Annotated in this window: 16 protein-coding genes and 2 pseudogenes; 9 read left to right on the forward strand and 9 right to left on the reverse strand. The window is 65.0% G+C overall.

Annotated features, from left to right (window positions below; genetic code table 11):
- Positions 1-407 precede the first annotated feature (407 nt).
- From FLG15_RS21415 to FLG15_RS21435, 5 genes are all read right to left on the reverse strand, one after another.
- Complete coding sequence (locus FLG15_RS21415) at positions 408-1265, reverse strand: fumarylacetoacetate hydrolase family protein (protein ID WP_057679663.1); 858 nt, start codon at positions 1263-1265, stop codon at positions 408-410.
- Positions 1266-1476: 211 nt separating this feature from the next.
- Positions 1477-2247, reverse strand: a complete 771-nt coding sequence (locus tag FLG15_RS21420; RefSeq protein ID WP_017156042.1) for an SDR family oxidoreductase — start codon at positions 2245-2247, stop codon at positions 1477-1479.
- Entirely contained in the window at positions 2244-3116 is an 873-nt protein-coding gene (locus FLG15_RS21425) for an amidohydrolase family protein (protein ID WP_057679662.1), read from the reverse strand. Before FLG15_RS21425 ends, FLG15_RS21420 begins: the two co-directional genes overlap by 4 nt.
- Positions 3113-4120: an aldo/keto reductase gene (locus tag FLG15_RS21430; protein WP_057679661.1), complete on the reverse strand. Its 1008-nt coding sequence runs from the start codon at positions 4118-4120 to the stop codon at positions 3113-3115. Before FLG15_RS21430 ends, FLG15_RS21425 begins: the two co-directional genes overlap by 4 nt.
- A complete protein-coding gene (locus FLG15_RS21435) occupies positions 4117-4338 on the reverse strand; it encodes a hypothetical protein (RefSeq protein ID WP_057679660.1) in 222 nt (73 codons plus the stop codon). Before FLG15_RS21435 ends, FLG15_RS21430 begins: the two co-directional genes overlap by 4 nt.
- 90 nt (positions 4339-4428) lie before the next feature.
- On the opposite strand from FLG15_RS21435, the gene FLG15_RS21440 reads away from it, so the two are divergent.
- A complete protein-coding gene (locus FLG15_RS21440; RefSeq protein WP_057679659.1) occupies positions 4429-6051 on the forward strand; it encodes a family 43 glycosylhydrolase in 1623 nt (540 codons plus the stop codon).
- A gap of 209 nt (positions 6052-6260) precedes the next feature.
- Here the strand turns inward: FLG15_RS21440 and FLG15_RS21445 are convergent, their stop codons facing one another.
- Complete coding sequence (locus FLG15_RS21445; protein ID WP_005922076.1) at positions 6261-6464, reverse strand: hypothetical protein; 204 nt, start codon at positions 6462-6464, stop codon at positions 6261-6263.
- A gap of 3 nt (positions 6465-6467) precedes the next feature.
- Positions 6468-7031 carry a peroxiredoxin family protein gene (locus tag FLG15_RS21450; RefSeq protein ID WP_162267531.1) on the reverse strand — a complete coding sequence of 188 codons (564 nt, stop codon included), beginning with the start codon at positions 7029-7031 and terminating at the stop codon, positions 6468-6470.
- A gap of 280 nt (positions 7032-7311) precedes the next feature.
- On the opposite strand from FLG15_RS21450, the pseudogene FLG15_RS21455 reads away from it, so the two are divergent.
- A pseudogene (locus tag FLG15_RS21455) lies at positions 7312-7873 on the forward strand (DUF4424 family protein); the annotation flags it as partial.
- Positions 7874-8062: 189 nt separating this feature from the next.
- Positions 8063-8220, forward strand: a pseudogene (locus FLG15_RS21465) (DUF4424 family protein); the annotation flags it as partial.
- A gap of 213 nt (positions 8221-8433) precedes the next feature.
- On the opposite strand, the gene FLG15_RS21470 reads toward FLG15_RS21465, so the two are convergent.
- Together FLG15_RS21470 and acs are read right to left on the reverse strand one after the other, a co-directional pair.
- Positions 8434-9102 carry a response regulator transcription factor gene (locus tag FLG15_RS21470; protein WP_017156036.1) on the reverse strand — a complete coding sequence of 223 codons (669 nt, stop codon included), beginning with the start codon at positions 9100-9102 and terminating at the stop codon, positions 8434-8436.
- Positions 9103-9375: 273 nt separating this feature from the next.
- Complete coding sequence (gene acs / locus FLG15_RS21475) at positions 9376-11319, reverse strand: acetate--CoA ligase (RefSeq protein WP_150147368.1); 1944 nt, start codon at positions 11317-11319, stop codon at positions 9376-9378.
- 296 nt (positions 11320-11615) lie between these two features.
- Between acs and FLG15_RS21480 the strand changes: the two genes are divergently transcribed.
- The 6 genes from FLG15_RS21480 (at position 11616) to FLG15_RS21505 (ending at position 18565) form a co-directional block, all read left to right on the forward strand.
- Complete coding sequence (locus FLG15_RS21480) at positions 11616-12998, forward strand: DcaP family trimeric outer membrane transporter (RefSeq protein ID WP_057687119.1); 1383 nt, start codon at positions 11616-11618, stop codon at positions 12996-12998.
- Positions 12999-13085: 87 nt separating this feature from the next.
- A complete protein-coding gene (locus tag FLG15_RS21485) occupies positions 13086-13403 on the forward strand; it encodes a DUF485 domain-containing protein (RefSeq protein WP_104644630.1) in 318 nt (105 codons plus the stop codon).
- Entirely contained in the window at positions 13400-15127 is a 1728-nt protein-coding gene (locus FLG15_RS21490; RefSeq protein WP_057687118.1) for a cation acetate symporter, read from the forward strand. Before FLG15_RS21485 ends, FLG15_RS21490 begins: the two co-directional genes overlap by 4 nt.
- 602 nt (positions 15128-15729) lie before the next feature.
- Positions 15730-16740: a glycerophosphodiester phosphodiesterase family protein gene (locus FLG15_RS21495; protein WP_081023123.1), complete on the forward strand. Its 1011-nt coding sequence runs from the start codon at positions 15730-15732 to the stop codon at positions 16738-16740.
- 68 nt (positions 16741-16808) lie between these two features.
- The gene (locus FLG15_RS21500) at positions 16809-17693 is read left to right on the forward strand and encodes a peptidylprolyl isomerase (protein WP_057687116.1); all 885 of its coding nucleotides are present in this window, start codon (positions 16809-16811) and stop codon (positions 17691-17693) included.
- A gap of 164 nt (positions 17694-17857) precedes the next feature.
- On the forward strand, positions 17858-18565 hold the full coding sequence (locus tag FLG15_RS21505; protein WP_057687115.1) for a hypothetical protein: 708 nt from the start codon (positions 17858-17860) through the stop codon (positions 18563-18565).
- Positions 18566-18573: the final 8 nt, after the last annotated feature.

An 18573-nucleotide genomic window follows, 5' to 3' on the forward strand; every position in this document is an offset into this window, starting at 1 on the left:
GCGACGGTTGTGTTGACGCATGGCAGGGCCCCTGCGTTTGAAACTCGAATCACTGAATCGATTGCACGACAAACTGCGTATCGCCATCGAAGCGCTACAACGTTTGGACATTCAATGCGGGCGCCCACTCGCTAAAGACCTGCTGATGATTCGTTAGCACCAGCATCGAGGTAGCAAACCAACAAACAGCGGCATTGCGTCGATTTGCGCGACGACGTGGCACCTCACCCTCACCCCAACCCCTCTCCCGGTGGGAGAGGGGCTTGAGCTGCAGCGCGTACCCATGGTTGCTCGGCGACGTCTACGGTTGTTGTTCGGCTTTTGCTGCAAAAGAAGGGTCTGGGTGGTGGAGCGCAACGCGTCAACACGCTTTCAATTCGGTAACCCTCTCCTGCCGGCACGCAACCTCACCCCGCATCGCGTGGATGCGCCACCACCGGCTGACGTTGGCGACCCAGGCCTTCGATCTCCAGCTCCATCACATCGCCCGGCTTGAGGTAGACCGGTGGCTTCTGGCCCAGGCCCACGCCCGGCGGCGTGCCGGTGCTGATCACATCGCCGGGCATCAGCGTCATGTAGCGGCTGATGTGGCTGACCAGTTCGGCCACGCCGAACACCATCGTGCGGGTGCTGCCGTTCTGGTAGCGGTGACCGTTGACCTCCAGCCACATCGACAGGTTCTGCGGGTCGGGGATCTCGTCGCGGGTGACCAGCCACGGGCCGATCGGGCCGAAGGTGTCGGCGCTCTTGCCCTTGACCCACTGGCCGCCGTGTTCGAGCTGGAATTCGCGCTCGGACAGGTCGTTGATCACCGCATAGCCGGCGACATGGTCCAGCGCTTGGTCCACCGACACATCGCGCGCCACATCGCCGATCACCACGCCCAGCTCCACTTCCCAATCGCTCTTCACCGACCCGCGCGGAATGATCACCGTGTCGTTGGGACCGCACACCGCGGTGGTGGCCTTCATGAAAAGAATCGGCATCTTGGGCACGTCCATGCCCGATTCGGCGGCGTGGTCGGCGTAGTTCAAGCCCACACAGATGAACTTGCCGATGCGGCCTACCGCAGCGCCGTAACGCACGTCGCCTTCGATCACCGGCAGCGCAGAGACATCCAGCGCGCGCAGCTTGTCCACGCCGGCATTGGTGAGATGCTCACCGGCGACATCGTCGATCACACCGCTGAGGTCGCGGATGCGGCCTTCGCTATCGATCAGGCCAGGGCGTTCGTGGCCTTCGGCGCCAACACGTACGAGTTTCATGCAGTCTTCCTTTGTAGGGGAGGAGTGGAGCGGCCAATTACACGTCGCAGGCGGGTGCGGAAGGTGCGCTCGGAGGAATATGGATGATGCATGCTGCAAACAGCGGTGACGCCAGGTGTGGAAGAGCGTTTTTTGTCAGCGCGCAACGCGCGATAAAACCCTGGCGAGCGTGAGTGCGCCTGGCGGCTGCACTCTCGTTCGCCAGCGGTGCTCAGTTCGACCAGCCGCCATCGATGATGTGGGTCTGGCCGGTGGTGAACGACGATTCGTCCGAAGCCAGGTACACCACCAGCTGCGCAATCTCGCGCGGGTCGCCCAGGCGGCCCATCGGCTGGCGGTCGGTGAAGCTCTTCCACACCGCCTGTTCGTCGCCGCCCAGGGCCTTGACGCGCTGGCCCAGCGACGGCGTCTTGATGGTGCCCGGGCAGATCGCGTTGCAACGCACGCCCTGCGCCACGTAGTCGGCCGCAATCGCCTTGCTCAGCCCGATCACCGCGGCCTTGGTCACGCCGTACACGAAGCGGTTCGGCACACCCTTGATGCTGGAGGCCACCGAGGACATGTTGATGATGCTGCCGCGGCCGCGTTCGAGCATGCCCGGCAACACCGCCTTGCAGGTGTAGTACATCGCATCGACGTTGATCGAGAACGAACGGCGCCATGCCGGCTCGTCGCAATCGAGAATGCTGCCCTGATGCACGAAGCCGGCGCAGTTGAACAACACATCGAACGGGCCATGCGCAGCGATCAATGCATCGATTGCTGCAGCGTCGGTCACGTCGAGCAGGTGAGTGGTGATGGCGTCCGATTCGGTGGCCAGCGCCTGCAAGGCCGCAGCGTCGATGTCGGTGGCGATCACCTGTGCGCCGGCGCGTGCGCAGGCCAGCGCGCTTTCGCGACCGATGCCGGCCCCGGCGGCGGTGATCAGGCAACGCTTGCCCTGCAGGCGGGTGTTGGGAGTGGTGGAGATCGAGACAGTCATACCGATGAGGTTCCGTGGGTGGGGGCCGCCGGCCGTGGCAGACGATAGAACGTGCGTGCGTTGTCGCCGAAGATGGCTGCCGCGTGCTCGGCGGCATGCCGGGTGACGAGTTGCTGGGCAAGCGCGAACCAGTGCGCGTAATCGGCGCGCAAGGTCAGCACCGGCCAGTCGCTGCCCCAGAGCAGCCGCTGCGCGCCGAAGCGGGCGAACAGGTGCGCCACATACGGCTCCAGCGCGTCCACGCCCGCGCCGCGCGCGGCTTCGGTCAGCAGGCCGGAGAGTTTGCAATGCACATTGGGATGCTGGGCCAGTGCGGCCATGCCGGCGGCCCAGGCGACGAATTCGCCGGCCGCAATCTGCGGTTTGCCGCCGTGATCGACCACCACGCGCAAGCCCGGATGGCGCTTCAGGCGTGCCTGCAGTGCCGGTACATGGGCGGCACGAATCAATGCGTCGAAGGCCAGATCGTGCGCCAGCAGGGCATCGAAGGCGGCATCCAGGGCAGGACTGGCCAGCCAGTGCACGTCGGCGATGTCCTGCACCATCGGGCGCAGGCCCTTGAGCACGCCGCCGCCGGCGCGCACCAAGGCGCCGATGCGTGCAGCCGCATCGGGTGCGGCGAAATCCACCCAGCCCACCACGCCGGCAATGCGCGCATCGTCGCGGGCCAGCTCGAACAGGTAGCAGGTCTCGGCCTCGGTGGTGGCCGCCTGCACCACCACCACGTGATCGACATTGGCCGCGTCCAGCGCAGCGCTGACGTCATCCGGGCCGAAGTCGCGGTACAGCGGCGCCAGCTCCGGCGTCAGCCAGTGGTAATCGCCACGGGCCAGGTGCCAGAAGTGCAGGTGCGCGTCGACCCGGCTCATGGCGTGGGCAGCTCCGCTGCGAGCAGACCCTCATCGCGCAGGCGTTGCCACAGTGCCGATGGCACCGGAGCGGCAAGCCGCGTGGCAGCCGATCGCACTTCGGCCACGCTGCGCATGCCGGCCACCACCGTGGTCACCGCCGGGTGCGCCAGCGGGAACTGCAAGGCAGCCGCACCGATATCCACCTCGAACGCCGCGCAGGCCGCGTACAGCCGCTGCGCATGCTGCAGCGTTGCGGTGTCGACCGGGGCGTAGTTGTAGGTGGCGCCGGGGCCGCGTGCGTCGCTCAGCAGGCCGGAGCTGTACGGGCCGGCCGACAGGATCGCCACATTGCGTTGCTGCGCCTGATCCAGCAGCGCACGCGCGCCGTGCTGTTCCAGCAAGGTGTAGCGGCCGGCCAGCATCACGCAGTCGAGCGGAAAGCGCGGCAACACCTCCAGTGCCACGTCCTGCTCGTTGACGCCCAGCCCGATCGCCCCGCAGGCACCGGCCGCCTTCAGCTCCGCCATCGCCGGCAAGGCCTCCTCCAAGGCCTGGCGCAGGACGTTGGCGTGGTTGTCGCCGTGGGTGAGCGCACCGATGTCGTGCAGCAGCACGTCGATGTAGTCGGTGCCCAGGCGCTGCAGGCTGGAGTCGAACGCGCGGCGGACGCCGTCGGCGCTGTAGTCGAACTCGGCACGCCGCCCGGCCACCGCAAAGCCATCGCGGCCGGCAACGGCGTGGGCATCGTCGTAGACGCAACGGCCAACCTTGGTCGACAGCGTGTAATCCGCGCGCGGCACGCCGGCCAGGCCACGCCCCAGGCGCGCTTCGCTCAGCCCGTAGCCGTAATAGGGCGCGGTATCGAAATGACGGATGCCGGCCTCGAACGCGCCTGCAACCGCTGCCAGTGCGTGCGCTTCATCCACTTCCGCATACAGGTTGCCGATCGGGGCCGCACCGAAGCCCAGTGCAGACAGCTGCACGTCGGTGCCGCCCAGGCGCTGCCGTGCCACGCCGCTCATACGCGCCGCTCCACGAGCAGGGCGCAGGGGCGGGCGCTTGAAGAATCCGTAGAACAGAAGCTGAGCATTGCAACGTCCACCATCCGGCAGGTGCCGGACTGTTCGCATATGAATATGGCAATCATCAATGAACAGATCACGCTGCAGTGCAGCATAGCGCTGGCCTGGGTGTGCGCATCGTCGTCGAGGCCGGCGGCGCTATGTCGGATTTCGCACATGGCATGACCAGTTCCTATAACGCCCCGCCTGCGGTTGCGGCATGAAAGCCGGTGCGGCTAGATACCTGCCTTCTTCGACGAACCTGGCGCATGGCAGACACGACACGGCGGGATTTGTTCAAGGGGCTGGCTGCCGGCGCACTGGTCGCACCGCTGGCGGCTGCGCCCCAGGCGTCGGCGACACGGTGCGCACGCACGCCACAGTGGGCGCGCGGTGTGGAGGGGCAGCGCAAGGCGGATCTGGGCGACGGCACCTATCTCAATCCCATCGTGGCCGGCGATCACCCCGACCCCACCATCCTCAAGGATGGCGACGACTACTACATGACGTTTTCGTCGTTCTTTTCCTACCCGGGCATCGTGCTGTGGCATTCCACCGATCTGGTCAACTGGACCCCGATCGGCCCGGCGTTGCATCAGGAGCTGGGCACGATCTGGGCGCTGGACCTGTGCAAGCACAACGATCGCTACTACATCTACATCCCGGCCAATCCGGACGACACCGGCTGGTCGATCTTCGTGATCTGGGCCGACGACATCCGCGGGCCGTGGAGCGCACCGATCGACCTGAAGATCGCCGGCTGCATCGATCCCGGTCACGTGGTCGGCGAAGACGGCAAGCGCTATCTGTTCGTCAACGGCATCCGCAAGATCCGCCTGCGCGATGACGGCCTGGCCACCGACGGGCCGCTGGAACCGGCCTATGCGCCGTGGCGTTATCCCGACCACTGGGTGGTGGAGAATTTCGCGCCCGAAGGCCCCAAGCTGACCTGGCACGATGGCTGGCTGTACCTGGTCACCGCCGTTGGCGGCACCGCCGGGCCGGTGACCGGGCACATGGTCATCGCCGCGCGTTCGCGCTCGGTGCATGGGCCGTGGGAGCACTGCCCGCGCAATCCGCTGGTGCGCACCCAATCGGAGCAGGAGCCGTGGTGGTCGCGCGGGCATGCCACGCTGGTGGAAGGGCCGCGCGGCGACTGGTGGATGGTCTATCACGGCTACGAAAACGGCTTTCGCACGCTGGGGCGGCAGACCTTGCTGGAGCCGATCGAGTGGACGGCCGACGGCTGGTTTCGCGCCACTGGCGGCGATCTGTCCAAACCACTACGCACACCGGCACGCGTGCCTGCCGGCGGCATGGCGCCGGCGACGGGGTTGGCCTTGTCCGACGATTTTTCCAGCGACAGGTTCGGCACCCAATGGAGCCTGCATGCGCCCAAGCCCGGCGAACAGGCGCGGGTGCGGCGTGCGCACAAGGCGCTGACGCTGGCCTGTGCGGGCAGCTCGCCGATCGACAGCACGCCCCTGACCTGCGGCGTGCCCGATCGCGCCTACATGGCAGAGCTGACGCTGGAACTGGTCGGCAATGCCGAAGGCGGCATGGTGTTGTTCTATAACCACAAGGCCTTCGTCGGCATCGGCTTCACTGCCGACACCATGAAGACCTACGAATATTCGGAAGAACTGGTGTGGGCACGCGCGCCCAATACGCATCGGCGCATACGCGTGCGGTTGACCAACGACCACCAGATCGTGAGTTTCGACTACTCCTTCGACGACGGCCGGCAGTGGACGCGTCACCCCACCCGCATGGAAGTGTCCGGATTCCATCACAACGTGTTCGGCGGTTTTCTGAGCCTGCAACTGGGCGTATACGCCGCGCAACAAGGCCACGTGGTGATGCGCGACTTCCGTTATCGCGCGCTGGGCTGAGTGGCGCGGCACGCCACGCACCGACACCTTCAGACGGCGAGGCCCGGAGGGACCTCGCCGTCAGGCGGAACAGCGGCGATCAAAACGGTGCGTGCAGCGTCAGCAGAAGGCGGGCGGTGCGCAGAAGCGGAAGATGCGCGTGCAACACGCTGCTTCCGTCCACCGGCCGCTTCCGTTTGGCAGCGACACAGTCGCTTTGTCGCCGGCGGTTAACCGCAGCAGTAGCAGACGTTGCCCTGGCCCAGGTCGCCGCCGAATTCCGGACACTCGGCTTTGCAGGCCCATGCACTACACGATTCGACTTTCGGCTGTGCGTTATCGACCGCCATCACCTGGAAGGCACCGAACCCGGTACTGGCCAGAAAGGTCGCTGCCATCAACGCACTACGCAAGCTTACCCAACGCTTCTTCATGCATTACTCCTTCACCGTTGCAAAAGCCGCTGGCGCGTCCGTGCGGCGCAAGGCGGCAACGAGGTCCTGCACCCGCTCCGTGGTATCGAAAATGCCAAGATGCGAATGACGCACGCGCCCCTCCCCATCGATGGCCATCAGCAGCGGCACATTGCGTGCGCGGAACAGCATCAGCGCGCGACGATCGGTCAACGTGACCACCGGGAAATCGAAACCGTGCACATGGGCGTAGCGCGCCGCCTGCGCCGCATCGCAATGGCACACGCCCAACAGCTGCGGCCGGCCGGGAAGGTTGGCCTGCAGCTCCCGCGCTGCCCGCAGCACGGTCGGTGCCGAGCGCTGGCAGTACGGGCAGGTGGTGGTGAAAAAGAACAGCACCTGTGCCGGCCCCTGCGACGCACCGAGCAGATGTCGCCGGCCATCGCCATCGGTCGCTTCGATACGCGGCACGTACATGCCGTCATACGGCGTGCTGATGCGCGTCTGCAGCCACTGCTGCTGCACGCGTAGCTGCCGGTTCTGCCACGCCAGCACCGCAATCAATGCACAGGCCACCAGCAGGCCCATCCAGAGCCAGGGGAAACGTCGCGCCATGCCAGCTCCAAAGCGTCCTGGGTGCTCGAGCCTTGCCCAGGCATTAGCTCATGGTCAATGGTGATATCGACAACTGCGATGTCGCACGGTATGCGGTTGTGGATGCGATCACGCCCCCGCGCTTGGGCTTGTCACTGAAGCAGGGTGTCGCGATCGGCATTTGCGCAATCAGCGCATCGTGGAAGGGTGCAATGCGGCGTTGGCATGGGCAAGCGCGTGGAAGCTGGGATGACGTTGCGCGAGCGCGCACAACGTTTTCGCCACCACTAGCGAGCGCGACCTGAGCGTGCCGGTGGTCTTTCTGATACTGCCGATGTACTGCCGAATGGCCGACAACAAGGCACTGAGCGATTTCAAACTCTGGGGCCGACGGCAACCCGGCTGCCACCGCGCGCAAGCTGGTTATGCTGCTAAATGACGGCAGCAGGAGCTCCACCGCGTTCGCCGCCACCGGCTGGACCCAGGACAATGTCGCCGCCTTTACCGCACCGGCCACGCCGCCGAACGGACGCAAACCGCTGCCCGCACTGGGTCGATGGCGATGGGCCGGCGCGATTCACGCTTAATGCCTACTTCGTCTGGCAGCAGGAATTTCCTGCCAAGGTCAGAGTGCAGATCCGCCACACCTCTATATCCAGCCTGTCCATCAACGTCCCGCAGCCCAGCAGGGAGTGGCTGGAGTCATATGCAAAGACACCTGTATCGAACCGACGACCCAGGCCAGCATGCAGCGTCGTGAGGACAAGGACGGTCTGGAATGGACCAACCTGTGCTACGTGCGCACGAACGGCAACCACTGGAACGGCCCGATCAAGCAGGCAACAGCCTGCGTTGAGGCCGGCATGCTGGCGCAGGCACGATTGCACCGGCGCGCGCAGCGTTTGCTGCCCGCCGGCATCGAGACGGTGGCGCTGCTTCCACGCACTCGCCGTCGCTGCGGGCCGTGCCCGGCGCGTCGTACAGCACCAACCAGGTGGGAATCTTGCCCGCCAAGTTGCCTGGGGGTCCGGCTGACCATTCGCAAGCAGGCGGCCAGCGCCATCCCGAGCGTGTGCCTGGATGGCGAACTGAAAAAGTCGACCCGCTGACCTTCCAGTTCACGCAGGCCAACTTCGAGCCGATGCGCGAGTTGCACGTGCTGTTGGTGCGCGCGCCGGAATAGGGGCACGGCCTGAAAAGTGCAGGAACGCGCTGCGCGCGATACCGCACTACCGATAACGCCCTCGCGCCCGGGTGCGCTCCTACCGCGGTGCCGGAGCGTGCGATGTAGTGCAGCGCATCGGGTGACTCGGATGGATGCCGGGTCAGGCGCAGGCGCGCACCCGGGCGCGATGAAGTGTTCCCTAGACGCCCAACGCAGGACGTCCGGCGCGACTCATTCCTCTTCCGGCGGCGGCAGCACGATGCCGTCGGCATCGATGGCGAGTTTGCCGGCCATCAGCACTGCCTGGGTGCGATTGGTGACGCCGAGCTTGCGCAGGATCGCGGTGACGTGGGCCTTGATGGTGGCTTCGGACACGCCCAGGTCGTAGGCGATCTGTTTGTTGAGGCGCCCGGCACCCAGCATCTGCAACACGCGAAATTGCTGTGGCGTGAGATCGCGCAGACGCTGGCCAACCTCGCGTTCCTCGCTATCGGTCGGCGGCAGGTTTTGCGCTTCGGCCGGGATCCAGCGCTCGCCATCGAGCACGGTGGCCAGCGCGCGCCCGATGGTGTCCGAATCGGCGGATTTGGGAATGAAGCCGAACGCACCGTGGTCGATCGCGCGCCGCATCACGGTGGGCTCTTCGCGTGCGGAGACCACCACCACCGGCAACTGCGGATGCAGCGAGCGCATGTGCACCAACGCGCTGAATCCCTGCGCGCCAGGCATGTTGAGATCCATCAGCAGCAGATCGGCGTCCGGCTGCGCATCGGCCAGGGTGTATAGCGCATCCACGTTATCGGCTTCGAATAGTTCTACCCCCGGCATCACGCGCTGCACCGCCCCGCGCAAGGCTTCACGGAACAGGGGATGGTCGTCGGCGATGAGCAGGGTGGTCATTGGGGAGCCGGGAATCGGGAGTGGGGAATCGGGAAATCAAGAGCAGCCCAGAAGCAGGCAAGCAAGCAGCAACTAACGAGGGCACAGGCAGCACACGACAACAAAAGAAGTAACGAACGAATTGAGTGGGGTGGCGTTGGAGGAAATCAGTTGACGACGATGGCAGCGCAGCAAGGAGATTCGCTTCCGACGAATCCCCATCCCCATCCCACGCTCAGCAACCAGGGAACCGCTCTACCGATTCCCTACTCCCGATTCCCCATTCCCAGCGCGTCAGCGCGCCAGGCGCTCGTTGACCAGCGAATCCACCACCGACGGATCTGCCAGCGTGGAGGTGTCGCCAAGCTGGTCGGGCGCGTTCTCGGCGATCTTGCGCAGGATGCGGCGCATGATCTTGCCCGAGCGGGTCTTGGGCAGGCCCGGCGCCCACTGCAGGTGGTCGGGCGAGGCGATCGGGCCGATCTCCTTGCGCACCCAGCTCACCAATTCCTTGTGCAGGTCCTCGCTCGGGGTTTCGCCGGCGATCAGGGTGACATAGGCATAGATGCCCTGGCCCTTGACGTCATGCGGGAAGCCCACTACGGCCGCTTCGGCGACCTTGGGGTGCGAGACCAGCGCGCTTTCCACTTCGGCGGTGCCGATGCGGTGCCCGGAGACATTGATCACATCGTCCACGCGGCCGGTGATCCAGTAGTAGCCGTCGGCATCGCGACGGCAGCCGTCGCCGGTGAAGTAGCTGCCCGGATAGGTGCGGAAGTAGGTGTCGATGAAGCGCTGGTGGTCGCCATACACGCTACGCATCTGGCCCGGCCAGGAATCGAGCAGCACCAGGTTGCCTTCAGTGGCGCCTTCCAGGATCTTGCCTTCGGCATCGACCAGCGCCGGCTGCACGCCGAAGAACGGCAGGGTGGCCGAGCCTGGCTTGAGATCGACCGCGCCGGCCAGCGGCGAAATCAGGATGCCGCCGGTTTCGGTCTGCCACCAGGTGTCCACGATCGGGCAACGGCTGTCGCCGACCACCTCGTAATACCAGCGCCAGGCTTCCGGATTGATCGGCTCGCCAACGCTGCCAAGCAGGCGCAGGCTCTTGCGCGAGGTCTTCTTGACCGGTTCGGAGCCGTCGCGCATCAGTGCGCGAATCGCAGTGGGTGCGGTGTAGAAGATGCTGACCTGGTGCTTGTCGATCACTTCCCAGAAGCGCGAGACGGTCGGGTAATTGGGCACGCCTTCGAACATCACCGCGGTGGCGCCATTGGCCAGCGGGCCGTAGACGATGTAGCTGTGGCCGGTGACCCAGCCCACGTCGGCCGTGCACCAGTAGATGTCGTCCTCGCGCAGGTCGAACACCACTTCATGCGTGTAGCTGGCAAACAACAGATAGCCGGCGGTGGTGTGCAACACGCCCTTGGGTTTGCCGGTGGAGCCGGAGGTATAGAGGATGAAGAGCGGGTCTTCGGCGTTCATGCGCTCGGGCGTGCACTCGGCCGGCTGGCCGTCGACCACGTCGTGGAACCAGCGATCGCGCGGTGCCTGCATCTCCACCGCGCCACCGGTATGACGCACCACCAGCACGGTTTCCACCGTATTGGTGCCGGGAATCTTCAGCGCTGCATCGACATTGGCCTTGAGCGGAATCTTCTTGCCGCCACGCAGGCCTTCGTCGGCGGTGATGATCAGCTTGCTCTGGCAGTCGATCACGCGGTCGGCGATCGAGTTGGCAGCAAAGCCGCCGAACACCACCGAATGCACCGCACCGATGCGCGCGCAGGCCAGCATGGCCACGGCGGCGTCGACGATCATCGGCAGGTAGATGGTGACCCGGTCGCCCTTCTTGACGCCCAGGTTGCGCAGCGCATTGCCCAGCTTGCACACGCGCTCATAGAGCTCGCGATAGGTCACCGGGTACGAGGCCGCGTCCGGGCTGTCGGGTTCGAACAGCAGCGCGGTCTTGTCGCCGCGCGTGGCCAGCTGGCGGTCCAGGCAGTTGACGCTGGCGTTGAGCTCGCCGTCGCCGAACCAGCGGATGTGGAAGTCGTCCAGCGCATAGCTGACGTCCTTGATCTGGGTCGGTTGCTTGAACCACTCCAACCGCTGCGCGGCCTTGCCCCAGAACTGTTCGGGGTGTTCGATCGATTCGCGGTACAGCGCGGCGTACTGCTCGCGCGTCACGCGCGCATCGGCGGCGAACGCGGGATCGACGGGATAAACATCAGCCATGGCACCCTCACTTGCGATGAACTTGTCGGAAGAGGGCGTTGCGGCTGCCCTCGGTAGGCAATCAGTGTGCCGCATCCATTCTGTCCCGGCGGTCAACGGCGCCTTAGACCATGGTCGTAACCCGGATGAGTGGGGCAACGCACATGCCAGGCGTGATGCGGTGCGACCATCGGTCATCTTGCGGAATGCTGCGTTGCAGCTACGACCAAAGGCGAATAGGCTCCGAAGCGCGGACTGCCTCACGCTCCGCACAGCATCGCCATCAAGCGCGAGGCCTTCATTGGGGAGAGGGTTCCATGAAACACCGTATTGCACCGCTGGTGCGCCATCCGTTGGCGGCCGCCTTGTTGGTCGCCACCTTATTGCCGGGCGCTGCGTTCGCCCAGACGTCCAAGGAAAAGGCACTGGAAGCGCGCATCGCCGAGCTCGAGCGTCAGGTCCAGATGCTGGTGTCCGCGCAGCAACAGCAGCAGGGCCAGATCGCGCAGACGCAGACGCAGGTCACCGAAGTGCGTACCTTGCAGGCGCAGACGCCGCCGGCACCGGCGGTGCCTGCCGGCAAGAAGCCGATCCAGCTGACCAGCATCACGCCGAACGCGTTGCCGGGGACAACGTTCCGTTACGGTGGTTTCATCAAGGCCGACTTCATGACCACCCGCACCAGCGACGGCGCACTGCCTGAGGGTGCGGTGGGACGTTACCTGTATATCCCGACGCAGACGCCGGTCGGCGGGCAGGCGTCCAGCACCGACACCGACTTCCACGCCAAGTTCTCGCGCTTCAATCTGGGCGTAGACACCGTCACCGAAAACGGCGACAAGCTCACCGCCTTCATCGAACTGGATTTCTTCGGCAACGCGCTGGCCAACCAGGTCAACAATCTGTATGGCGGCACCTTGCGGCATGCCTACATGAGCTGGAACAACTGGCTGGCCGGTCAGACCTGGTCCAACTTCATCGATCCCACCATCCTGCCGGAAGCGGCCGACATCGTCGGGCCGACCGACGGTGCGTTGTTCAGCCGTCAGACCCAGATCCGGTATACCCGCGGCGCTTTCAGCGTGTCGGCCGAAAACCCCGAGACGCTGACCACCCCGTACCAGGGCGGCAATACCATCCTGGCCTCCGACCATGGCGCGATGCCGGACCTGACCGCACGCTACAACTGGAAGGGCACCTGGGGCACCTTCGGTCTGTCGGCCATCGCGCGCCAGTACCGCACCCGCAGCGCGCTGACCAACGACACCGACTTCGGCGGTGCCATCGCCGGCGGCGGCCGCTGGATCATCAACTCCAAGAACGATCTGCGTTACCAGCTCAGCTACGGCGAGGGCCTGGGACGCTATCTGGGCCTGGGCAACGGCTCGGATGTGGAGATCGACATCGACGGCAATATCCAGACCGTCACCACGGTTGCCGGTTGGGTGGCCTGGCGCCACGACTACAACGCCAAGCTGCGCAGCACCCTCATGTACTCGCGGGTGAATTACGACCATTCGCTGGCCAATACCGGTGGGCTTGCCAGCAAGTCCCAGCAAAGCATTCGCGCCAACGTGTTCTATTCGCCGTTGCCGAAGGTGGATGTGGGCGCCGAGCTGATGTACGGCCGCCGCGAAGCCGAAAACGGCGACAGCGGCGACATCTCGCGTCTGCAGTTCACCACCAAGTACAGCTTCTAGCGTTCTGCCACTGGCGGCCTGTTCCACTGCGGTGGAACGGGCATCGCCGCCTTCATGTCTTACCAGCGCTCTACCAGGAGACAGACCATGACCGTCTCGAATGACGCGTTGATCGCCAAGATCGATGCCAATCCGAAGTACCACGCACTCAAGCGTCAGCGCAATATGCTGGGCTGGACGCTCACCGTACTGATGTTGCTGGCCTATTACGGCTACATCGGCCTGATTGCCTTCGACAAGGAATTCCTTGCCAAGCCGATCGGTGCCGGGGTGACCTCGATCGGCATTCCGATCGCGATCGGGGTGATGGTGTTCACCATCGTCATCACCGCCATCTACGTGCGTCGCGCCAACAACACCTACGACCAGCTGACCGCGCAGATCCTGGAGGAAGCCCGCAAATGAGCAAGACTTCGCGCCTTCTCCTGATCCTGGCCGGCCTGATGCCTGCCGGCATCGCGCTGGCCGCCGGCGGCGACCTGGGCCAGGTCGACAAGCAGCCCACCAACTGGGTGGCGATCGCCATGTTCGGCTTCTTCGTGCTGGCCACCCTGTGGATCACCAAATGGGCAGCGGCCAAGACCAAGTCGGCCGCTGACTTCTATACCGCTGGCGGTGGCATCACCGGTTTCCAGAACGGCCTGGCGATCGCCGGCGACTTCATGTCGGCGGCCTCGTTCCTGGGCATCACCGCCGCGGTGATGGCCAACGGCTACGACGGCCTGATCTATGCGATCGGCTTTCTGGTCGGCTGGCCCATCCTGACCTTCCTGATGGCCGAACGCCTGCGCAACCTCGGCAAGTACACCTTCGCCGACGTGGCCGGTTACCGCTTCGCGCCGACGGCGATCCGCAGCTTCGCGGCGTCCGGCACGTTGGTGGTGGTGCTGTTCTATCTGATCGCACAGATGGTGGGTGCCGGTGCGCTGATCAAGCTGCTGTTCGGCCTGGACTACTGGGTGGCGGTGACCCTGGTCGGCGTGCTGATGATGATCTACGTGTTGTTCGGCGGCATGACCGCAACCACCTGGGTGCAGATCATCAAGGCCGTGCTGCTGCTGACCGGCGTGACCTTCATGGCCGTGGCGATCATGTGGCATTTCAACTTCAGCTTCGAGGCGCTGTTTGCCGAAGGCGTGCGGGTGAAAACCGCGGTCGCGGCCAGCGGTGGCGCTTCGCCTGAGGATGCGGCGAAAGCAGGCCTGTCAATCATGGGACCGGGCGGTTTCGTCAAGGACCCGATTTCGGCGATTTCCTTCGGCATGGCACTGATGTTCGGTACCGCCGGCCTACCGCATATCCTGATGCGATTCTTCACCGTTCCCGATGCCAAGCAGGCACGCAAGTCGGTGCTGTGGGCCACCACCTGGATCGGCTACTTCTACATCCTGATCTTCATCATCGGCTTCGGTGCGATCGCGCTGGTGCTGACCAACCCGCAGTTCGCCGATGTTGCCACCGCCACCATCCATGGCGGCAAGGGTGCGGCCAACATGGCGGCGGTACTGGTCGGTAACGCGGTGGGCGGCAACGTGTTCATGGGCTTCATCTCGGCAGTGGCCTTCGCCACCATCCTGGCGGTGGTGGCTGGCCTGACCCTGTCCGGCGCATCGGCGGTGTCGCATGACCTGTACGCCACGGTGATCAAGAAGGGCAACCCGGCGCCCGGCTCCGAGCTCAAGGTCTCGCGTGCCACCACCCTGGTGCTGGGCGTGATCGCCGTGCTGCTGGGCATCGTGTTCGAGAAGCAGAACGTGGCCTTCATGGTGTCGCTGGCCTTCGCCATCGCCGCCTCGGCCAACTTCCCGGTGCTGATCCTGTCGCTGCTGTGGAAGAACTGCACCACCCGCGGCGCGGTGGTGGGCGGCTTCCTCGGCCTGATCTCCTCGCTGGTGCTGACGATCCTGTCGCCGTCGGTGTGGGTGGACACGCTGGGCAATGCGGCCGGCTCGGCGCCGTTCCCGTACACCTCGCCGGCGCTGTTCTCGATGACGATTGGCTTTGTCGGCATCTGGTTGTTCTCGGTGCTGGATCGCAGCCCGCAGGCAGCCAACGAACGCGCCGCCTTCAAGGCGCAGCAGATCCGTGCCGAAACCGGCCTGGGTGCCAGTGGCGCTTCGGGTCACTGATAGATGGGTTGATGGTTGATGCGACCGCACAACGCCGGCCCAGTGCCGGCGTTGTGCGTTTTGGCGCCGCCGCCGCTGTTCTGGCGGCCCGGCCAGTGACGTGTGCGAGATACCCGCGCGGCCCTGGCCCCGGTGGCCCCGGTGGCCGCGTGTTCGTGGTGGTGCGCACGCGCACGCGCAGTGCCCTATGCAGGCCGAGCGCCGGCATTTCGTGGTTGTCCCGACGCCGGGAAACACCTGCAATAGACCCCGGCCGACACATGTTGGACATGTCTTTCGTTGCGTGCGCCATCGCTGCGCGCCGGTAGCAAACCGCCATCTGGTCGAAGAAATTAGGTCATGGAAAGTGACTAAGTTTTTCGCCAAGCCGACCGCCAATTGCGGCCGGCTTGCGCTCCCTCGCGGCCATTGATCCGTTGAGCGAGTGTGCTGTCCGGCGAGTGCATCGATGGTGTCGACCCGTCGGTCCTTGTCGTTGGGGATGCACCTTCCTTCACTCTGGACAATGAGACATGACCACTTCCTGTGAGATTCATAGGCTGGCCCGTGCGTGCCGGCGCCTCGGAACGATTGCGTTATTTGCAGCATTGCCACAGTGGGCGATGGCCGCGTGCGGCGACTCCAGCGCAACCAAAATGAACGCCATCCTGTTCAATGGCGCCGACAAGACCACGGTGCTGGCGCATCGCGGCCTATGGGGAAAATACGCCGGGATCGCCGATCTGCCGGAAAACTCGCGCGGCGCGTTGCAGGCTGCCAACGATCAATGCATGGATGGCGTGGAGCTGGACGTCAAGCTCACCAGCGATGGCGTGCCGGTCCTGTTGCACGACTACAACCTTGGCCGCACCACCACCGTGTGGCAGCAGCATCCCGGCGTCAAATACGACCCGATCACCAACCAGGGCGTGAACCCATCAGTGCTGGTGACACCCTGGTCGCAGGTCAGCGCGCTGTTCCTGCTGAGCCCGGACCGCAACACCATTACCGGCTATCACGTGCCGCGCGTCGATGACGTGTTCGCCTATTACAAGCAGCACAACCTGCGCACTCCGATGGTGTTCGACATCAAGGATGCGGCGACGGTACGCGCTGTCCGCAAAGCGGCGGAAGGCGCGTTCGGTGTGGCCTCCGGCAGCTATGTCGCCGCCAAGGTCAATGCAACGCTGTACACCAGTCGCGATGCCTACCGTGCCGACGGTAGCGGCATGGTCGGCATTCCGGTGTTCACCACCAACATGCTCGGCAAGATCAACGTGCGCCAGACGATCTCGGCGTGGATGAACGACGGCCAGCAGACGATGGAGATCAACGTCAAGCAGCTCGGTGGCCTGTTGCAGAGCGATGCCGACTTCATTCGTGAGCGCGGTTATCGCGTCGGTGTCTTCCAGGCCATTCCCGACGGTCCGTCTGCCGGCAAGTTCTATCAGAACAGCGGTGCCTGCTGTTATGCCTTGTCGGATCTGTACTTCGCCTACGCCGGCGGCCGCGACACCGCCGACAATCGCGGCAACCTGGATTTCATCGTGCACGACGAGGCATTCGGCCTGATCACCACCGATGACCCGAAGGCGGCCATCGCCTATCTGCGTGCGCGCGGCAAGCACGAATAACGCGTGCATCTGGCCGACCCGACGGCGGCGCCGACTGCCGTCGGGTCTTGTCTAACGGAGGTTGTCGTATGTTTTCCAGACGTTTCTTGCTCGCTGCGCTGGCGGTGAGCCCGATCTTCTGCGTGGCAGCGGCGCAGGCCGCCACTACCGCATCCGATAGACGCAGTCACCAGGCAACGGTGCTGCAGATCGGCAAGCAATCGCTCGATGCCCAGCAATACCGTGTGCTTGCGCTGGCTGGCTTGCCGCAGGATTTCGATCCCGCCGGTGCAGCCGACCCGGCATTTGTACGCGAATTCGCCGATCGCCTGTTGCTGGTGGAGCAGGCTCGGCGTGTGCATCTGCAGGACGATCCGGTCGTGGCCGCGCGCATCCGTCAGGCAACCGATGCGATCCTGGCCAAGGCCGTGCAGACGCGTGCGCGCGACAGCGCGCAGATCGATGCTTCGCAGATAAAGGCGCAGTTCGATGCGCATCCACACGATTATGATGAAGTGCACTTGAGCCATGTATTCGTGGCGTTGAAGCCGCAGGGCGCCGCGCGGCGCGGGACGCCACTGACCGATGCGCAGGCGCTTGCCCGGGCGCAGCGCCTCAAGCAACAGCTGGAGTCCGGCACACCGTTTGCCGAATTGGCGATGCAGCAGTCCGACGATGCCAGCACTGCGGCCGAAGGCGGCGCACTGTCGCCGATGTTTCTGCGCAACGTGGCGGACGCGTTTGTCGCGCCGGTGCAGGACCTGGCGGTGGGACAGGTGTCGGCGCCGGTGCGTGGCCCGGAGGGTTACCACCTGATCCGTGTCGATGCGCGGCGACCGGCAACCCTGGACAGCGCACGCGGACAGATCGAAGTGCAATTGCGCGACCAGGCGGCTGCCAACGCACTGGAGCAGTTGCGTCAGGCCAACCCGGTGCGTTTCGATCACGCCACGCTGGAAGCGGCATTGCGTTGAGGCGGGGTGCGATGACAAGCCGACCGCAAACGGCGCATCGGTCTGGCGATCGATCAGGCTGGCCATGGCCGGGCAGGGTTGCTGCGATCGTGCTGGTGCTGGCGGTCATAGGGTCGCTGCACGCGTTGCATGCACCCGACACACCGCGTGTCGAGGATCGAGCCATGCTGCCGAGCGCGCCTTCGGGCGCTGGCCGATCGCGACAGCCATTCAATGGCGCATCGCCCAGCTTGTTCGACACCGCCATGCAGCAACTCGCCTGCCGCGAACGTCAGCACCAACAGGCTGCGCAGATCGCGCGCGGTGGGGTGATGGTCGCAGGGTTGCCTGGTCGGGCCGGATGCGTGGCAGACACGCCCTTGCAGATCGAGGCGATGCTACGGACCGCCGCCGCGCGTGGCGATGCGGCTGCCCAGCGCTATCTGCTGGCGCAACGCGCTGCCGACCTGATGCAGCGTGCTGTGGCGGCCGCGCCTGCAGGCACGCAGCCAACGTTGTCGCCGGATGCAGAGCGCGAGGTGGCTGTCATCGTGAGCGAACTGGAGGCGCTGGCATTGGCAGGTCACCGCGATGCCATCGATACCCTGGCGCAGGTGGTGGAATCGCCGCTGCTGCATGCGCCCGACCCGGTGTATGCAGCGGCGTGGCGACTGGCTGCACGCCAGCCGCCGGGGCAGCCGCTGGACGCAACTGCGCCGCTGCAGGCCGAAGACGAGATGTTGGACGCGCTTACCCAACAGCAGCAGCAACAGGCACGCAATTTGGCGATGGAACTGTTCGACGATTGCTGCCGCCCTCTGCGGCAACTAGGAGATCGCAGCAACGCGCCGGCTTACCAGAATGCGCATCTGCCGTCGCAGCCAGGACGCTAGCCGCGCTG

The organism is Xanthomonas phaseoli pv. dieffenbachiae, from assembly GCF_008639345.1.
Taxonomy (GTDB): domain Bacteria; phylum Pseudomonadota; class Gammaproteobacteria; order Xanthomonadales; family Xanthomonadaceae; genus Xanthomonas; species Xanthomonas phaseoli.

Excerpts from the sequence above, each read along its gene's own strand:
- FLG15_RS21490 (WP_057687118.1), top strand. The coding sequence starts at position 13,400 with ATGAGCAAGACTTCGCGCCTTCTCCTGATCCTGGCCGGCCTGATGCCT.
- FLG15_RS21430 (WP_057679661.1), bottom strand. The coding sequence starts at position 4,120 with ATGAGCGGCGTGGCACGGCAGCGCCTGGGCGGCACCGACGTGCAGCTG.
- acs (WP_150147368.1), bottom strand. The coding sequence starts at position 11,319 with ATGGCTGATGTTTATCCCGTCGATCCCGCGTTCGCCGCCGATGCGCGC.
- FLG15_RS21495 (WP_081023123.1), top strand. The coding sequence starts at position 15,730 with ATGGCCGCGTGCGGCGACTCCAGCGCAACCAAAATGAACGCCATCCTG.
- FLG15_RS21440 (WP_057679659.1), top strand. The coding sequence starts at position 4,429 with ATGGCAGACACGACACGGCGGGATTTGTTCAAGGGGCTGGCTGCCGGC.
- FLG15_RS21450 (WP_162267531.1), bottom strand. The coding sequence starts at position 7,031 with ATGGGCCTGCTGGTGGCCTGTGCATTGATTGCGGTGCTGGCGTGGCAG.
- FLG15_RS21445 (WP_005922076.1), bottom strand. The coding sequence starts at position 6,464 with ATGAAGAAGCGTTGGGTAAGCTTGCGTAGTGCGTTGATGGCAGCGACC.
- FLG15_RS21415 (WP_057679663.1), bottom strand. The coding sequence starts at position 1,265 with ATGAAACTCGTACGTGTTGGCGCCGAAGGCCACGAACGCCCTGGCCTG.
- FLG15_RS21435 (WP_057679660.1), bottom strand. The coding sequence starts at position 4,338 with ATGTGCGAAATCCGACATAGCGCCGCCGGCCTCGACGACGATGCGCAC.
- FLG15_RS21505 (WP_057687115.1), top strand. The coding sequence starts at position 17,858 with ATGCTGCCGAGCGCGCCTTCGGGCGCTGGCCGATCGCGACAGCCATTC.
- FLG15_RS21500 (WP_057687116.1), top strand. The coding sequence starts at position 16,809 with ATGTTTTCCAGACGTTTCTTGCTCGCTGCGCTGGCGGTGAGCCCGATC.
- FLG15_RS21420 (WP_017156042.1), bottom strand. The coding sequence starts at position 2,247 with ATGACTGTCTCGATCTCCACCACTCCCAACACCCGCCTGCAGGGCAAG.
- FLG15_RS21485 (WP_104644630.1), top strand. The coding sequence starts at position 13,086 with ATGACCGTCTCGAATGACGCGTTGATCGCCAAGATCGATGCCAATCCG.
- FLG15_RS21470 (WP_017156036.1), bottom strand. The coding sequence starts at position 9,102 with ATGACCACCCTGCTCATCGCCGACGACCATCCCCTGTTCCGTGAAGCC.
- FLG15_RS21425 (WP_057679662.1), bottom strand. The coding sequence starts at position 3,116 with ATGAGCCGGGTCGACGCGCACCTGCACTTCTGGCACCTGGCCCGTGGC.
- FLG15_RS21480 (WP_057687119.1), top strand. The coding sequence starts at position 11,616 with ATGAAACACCGTATTGCACCGCTGGTGCGCCATCCGTTGGCGGCCGCC.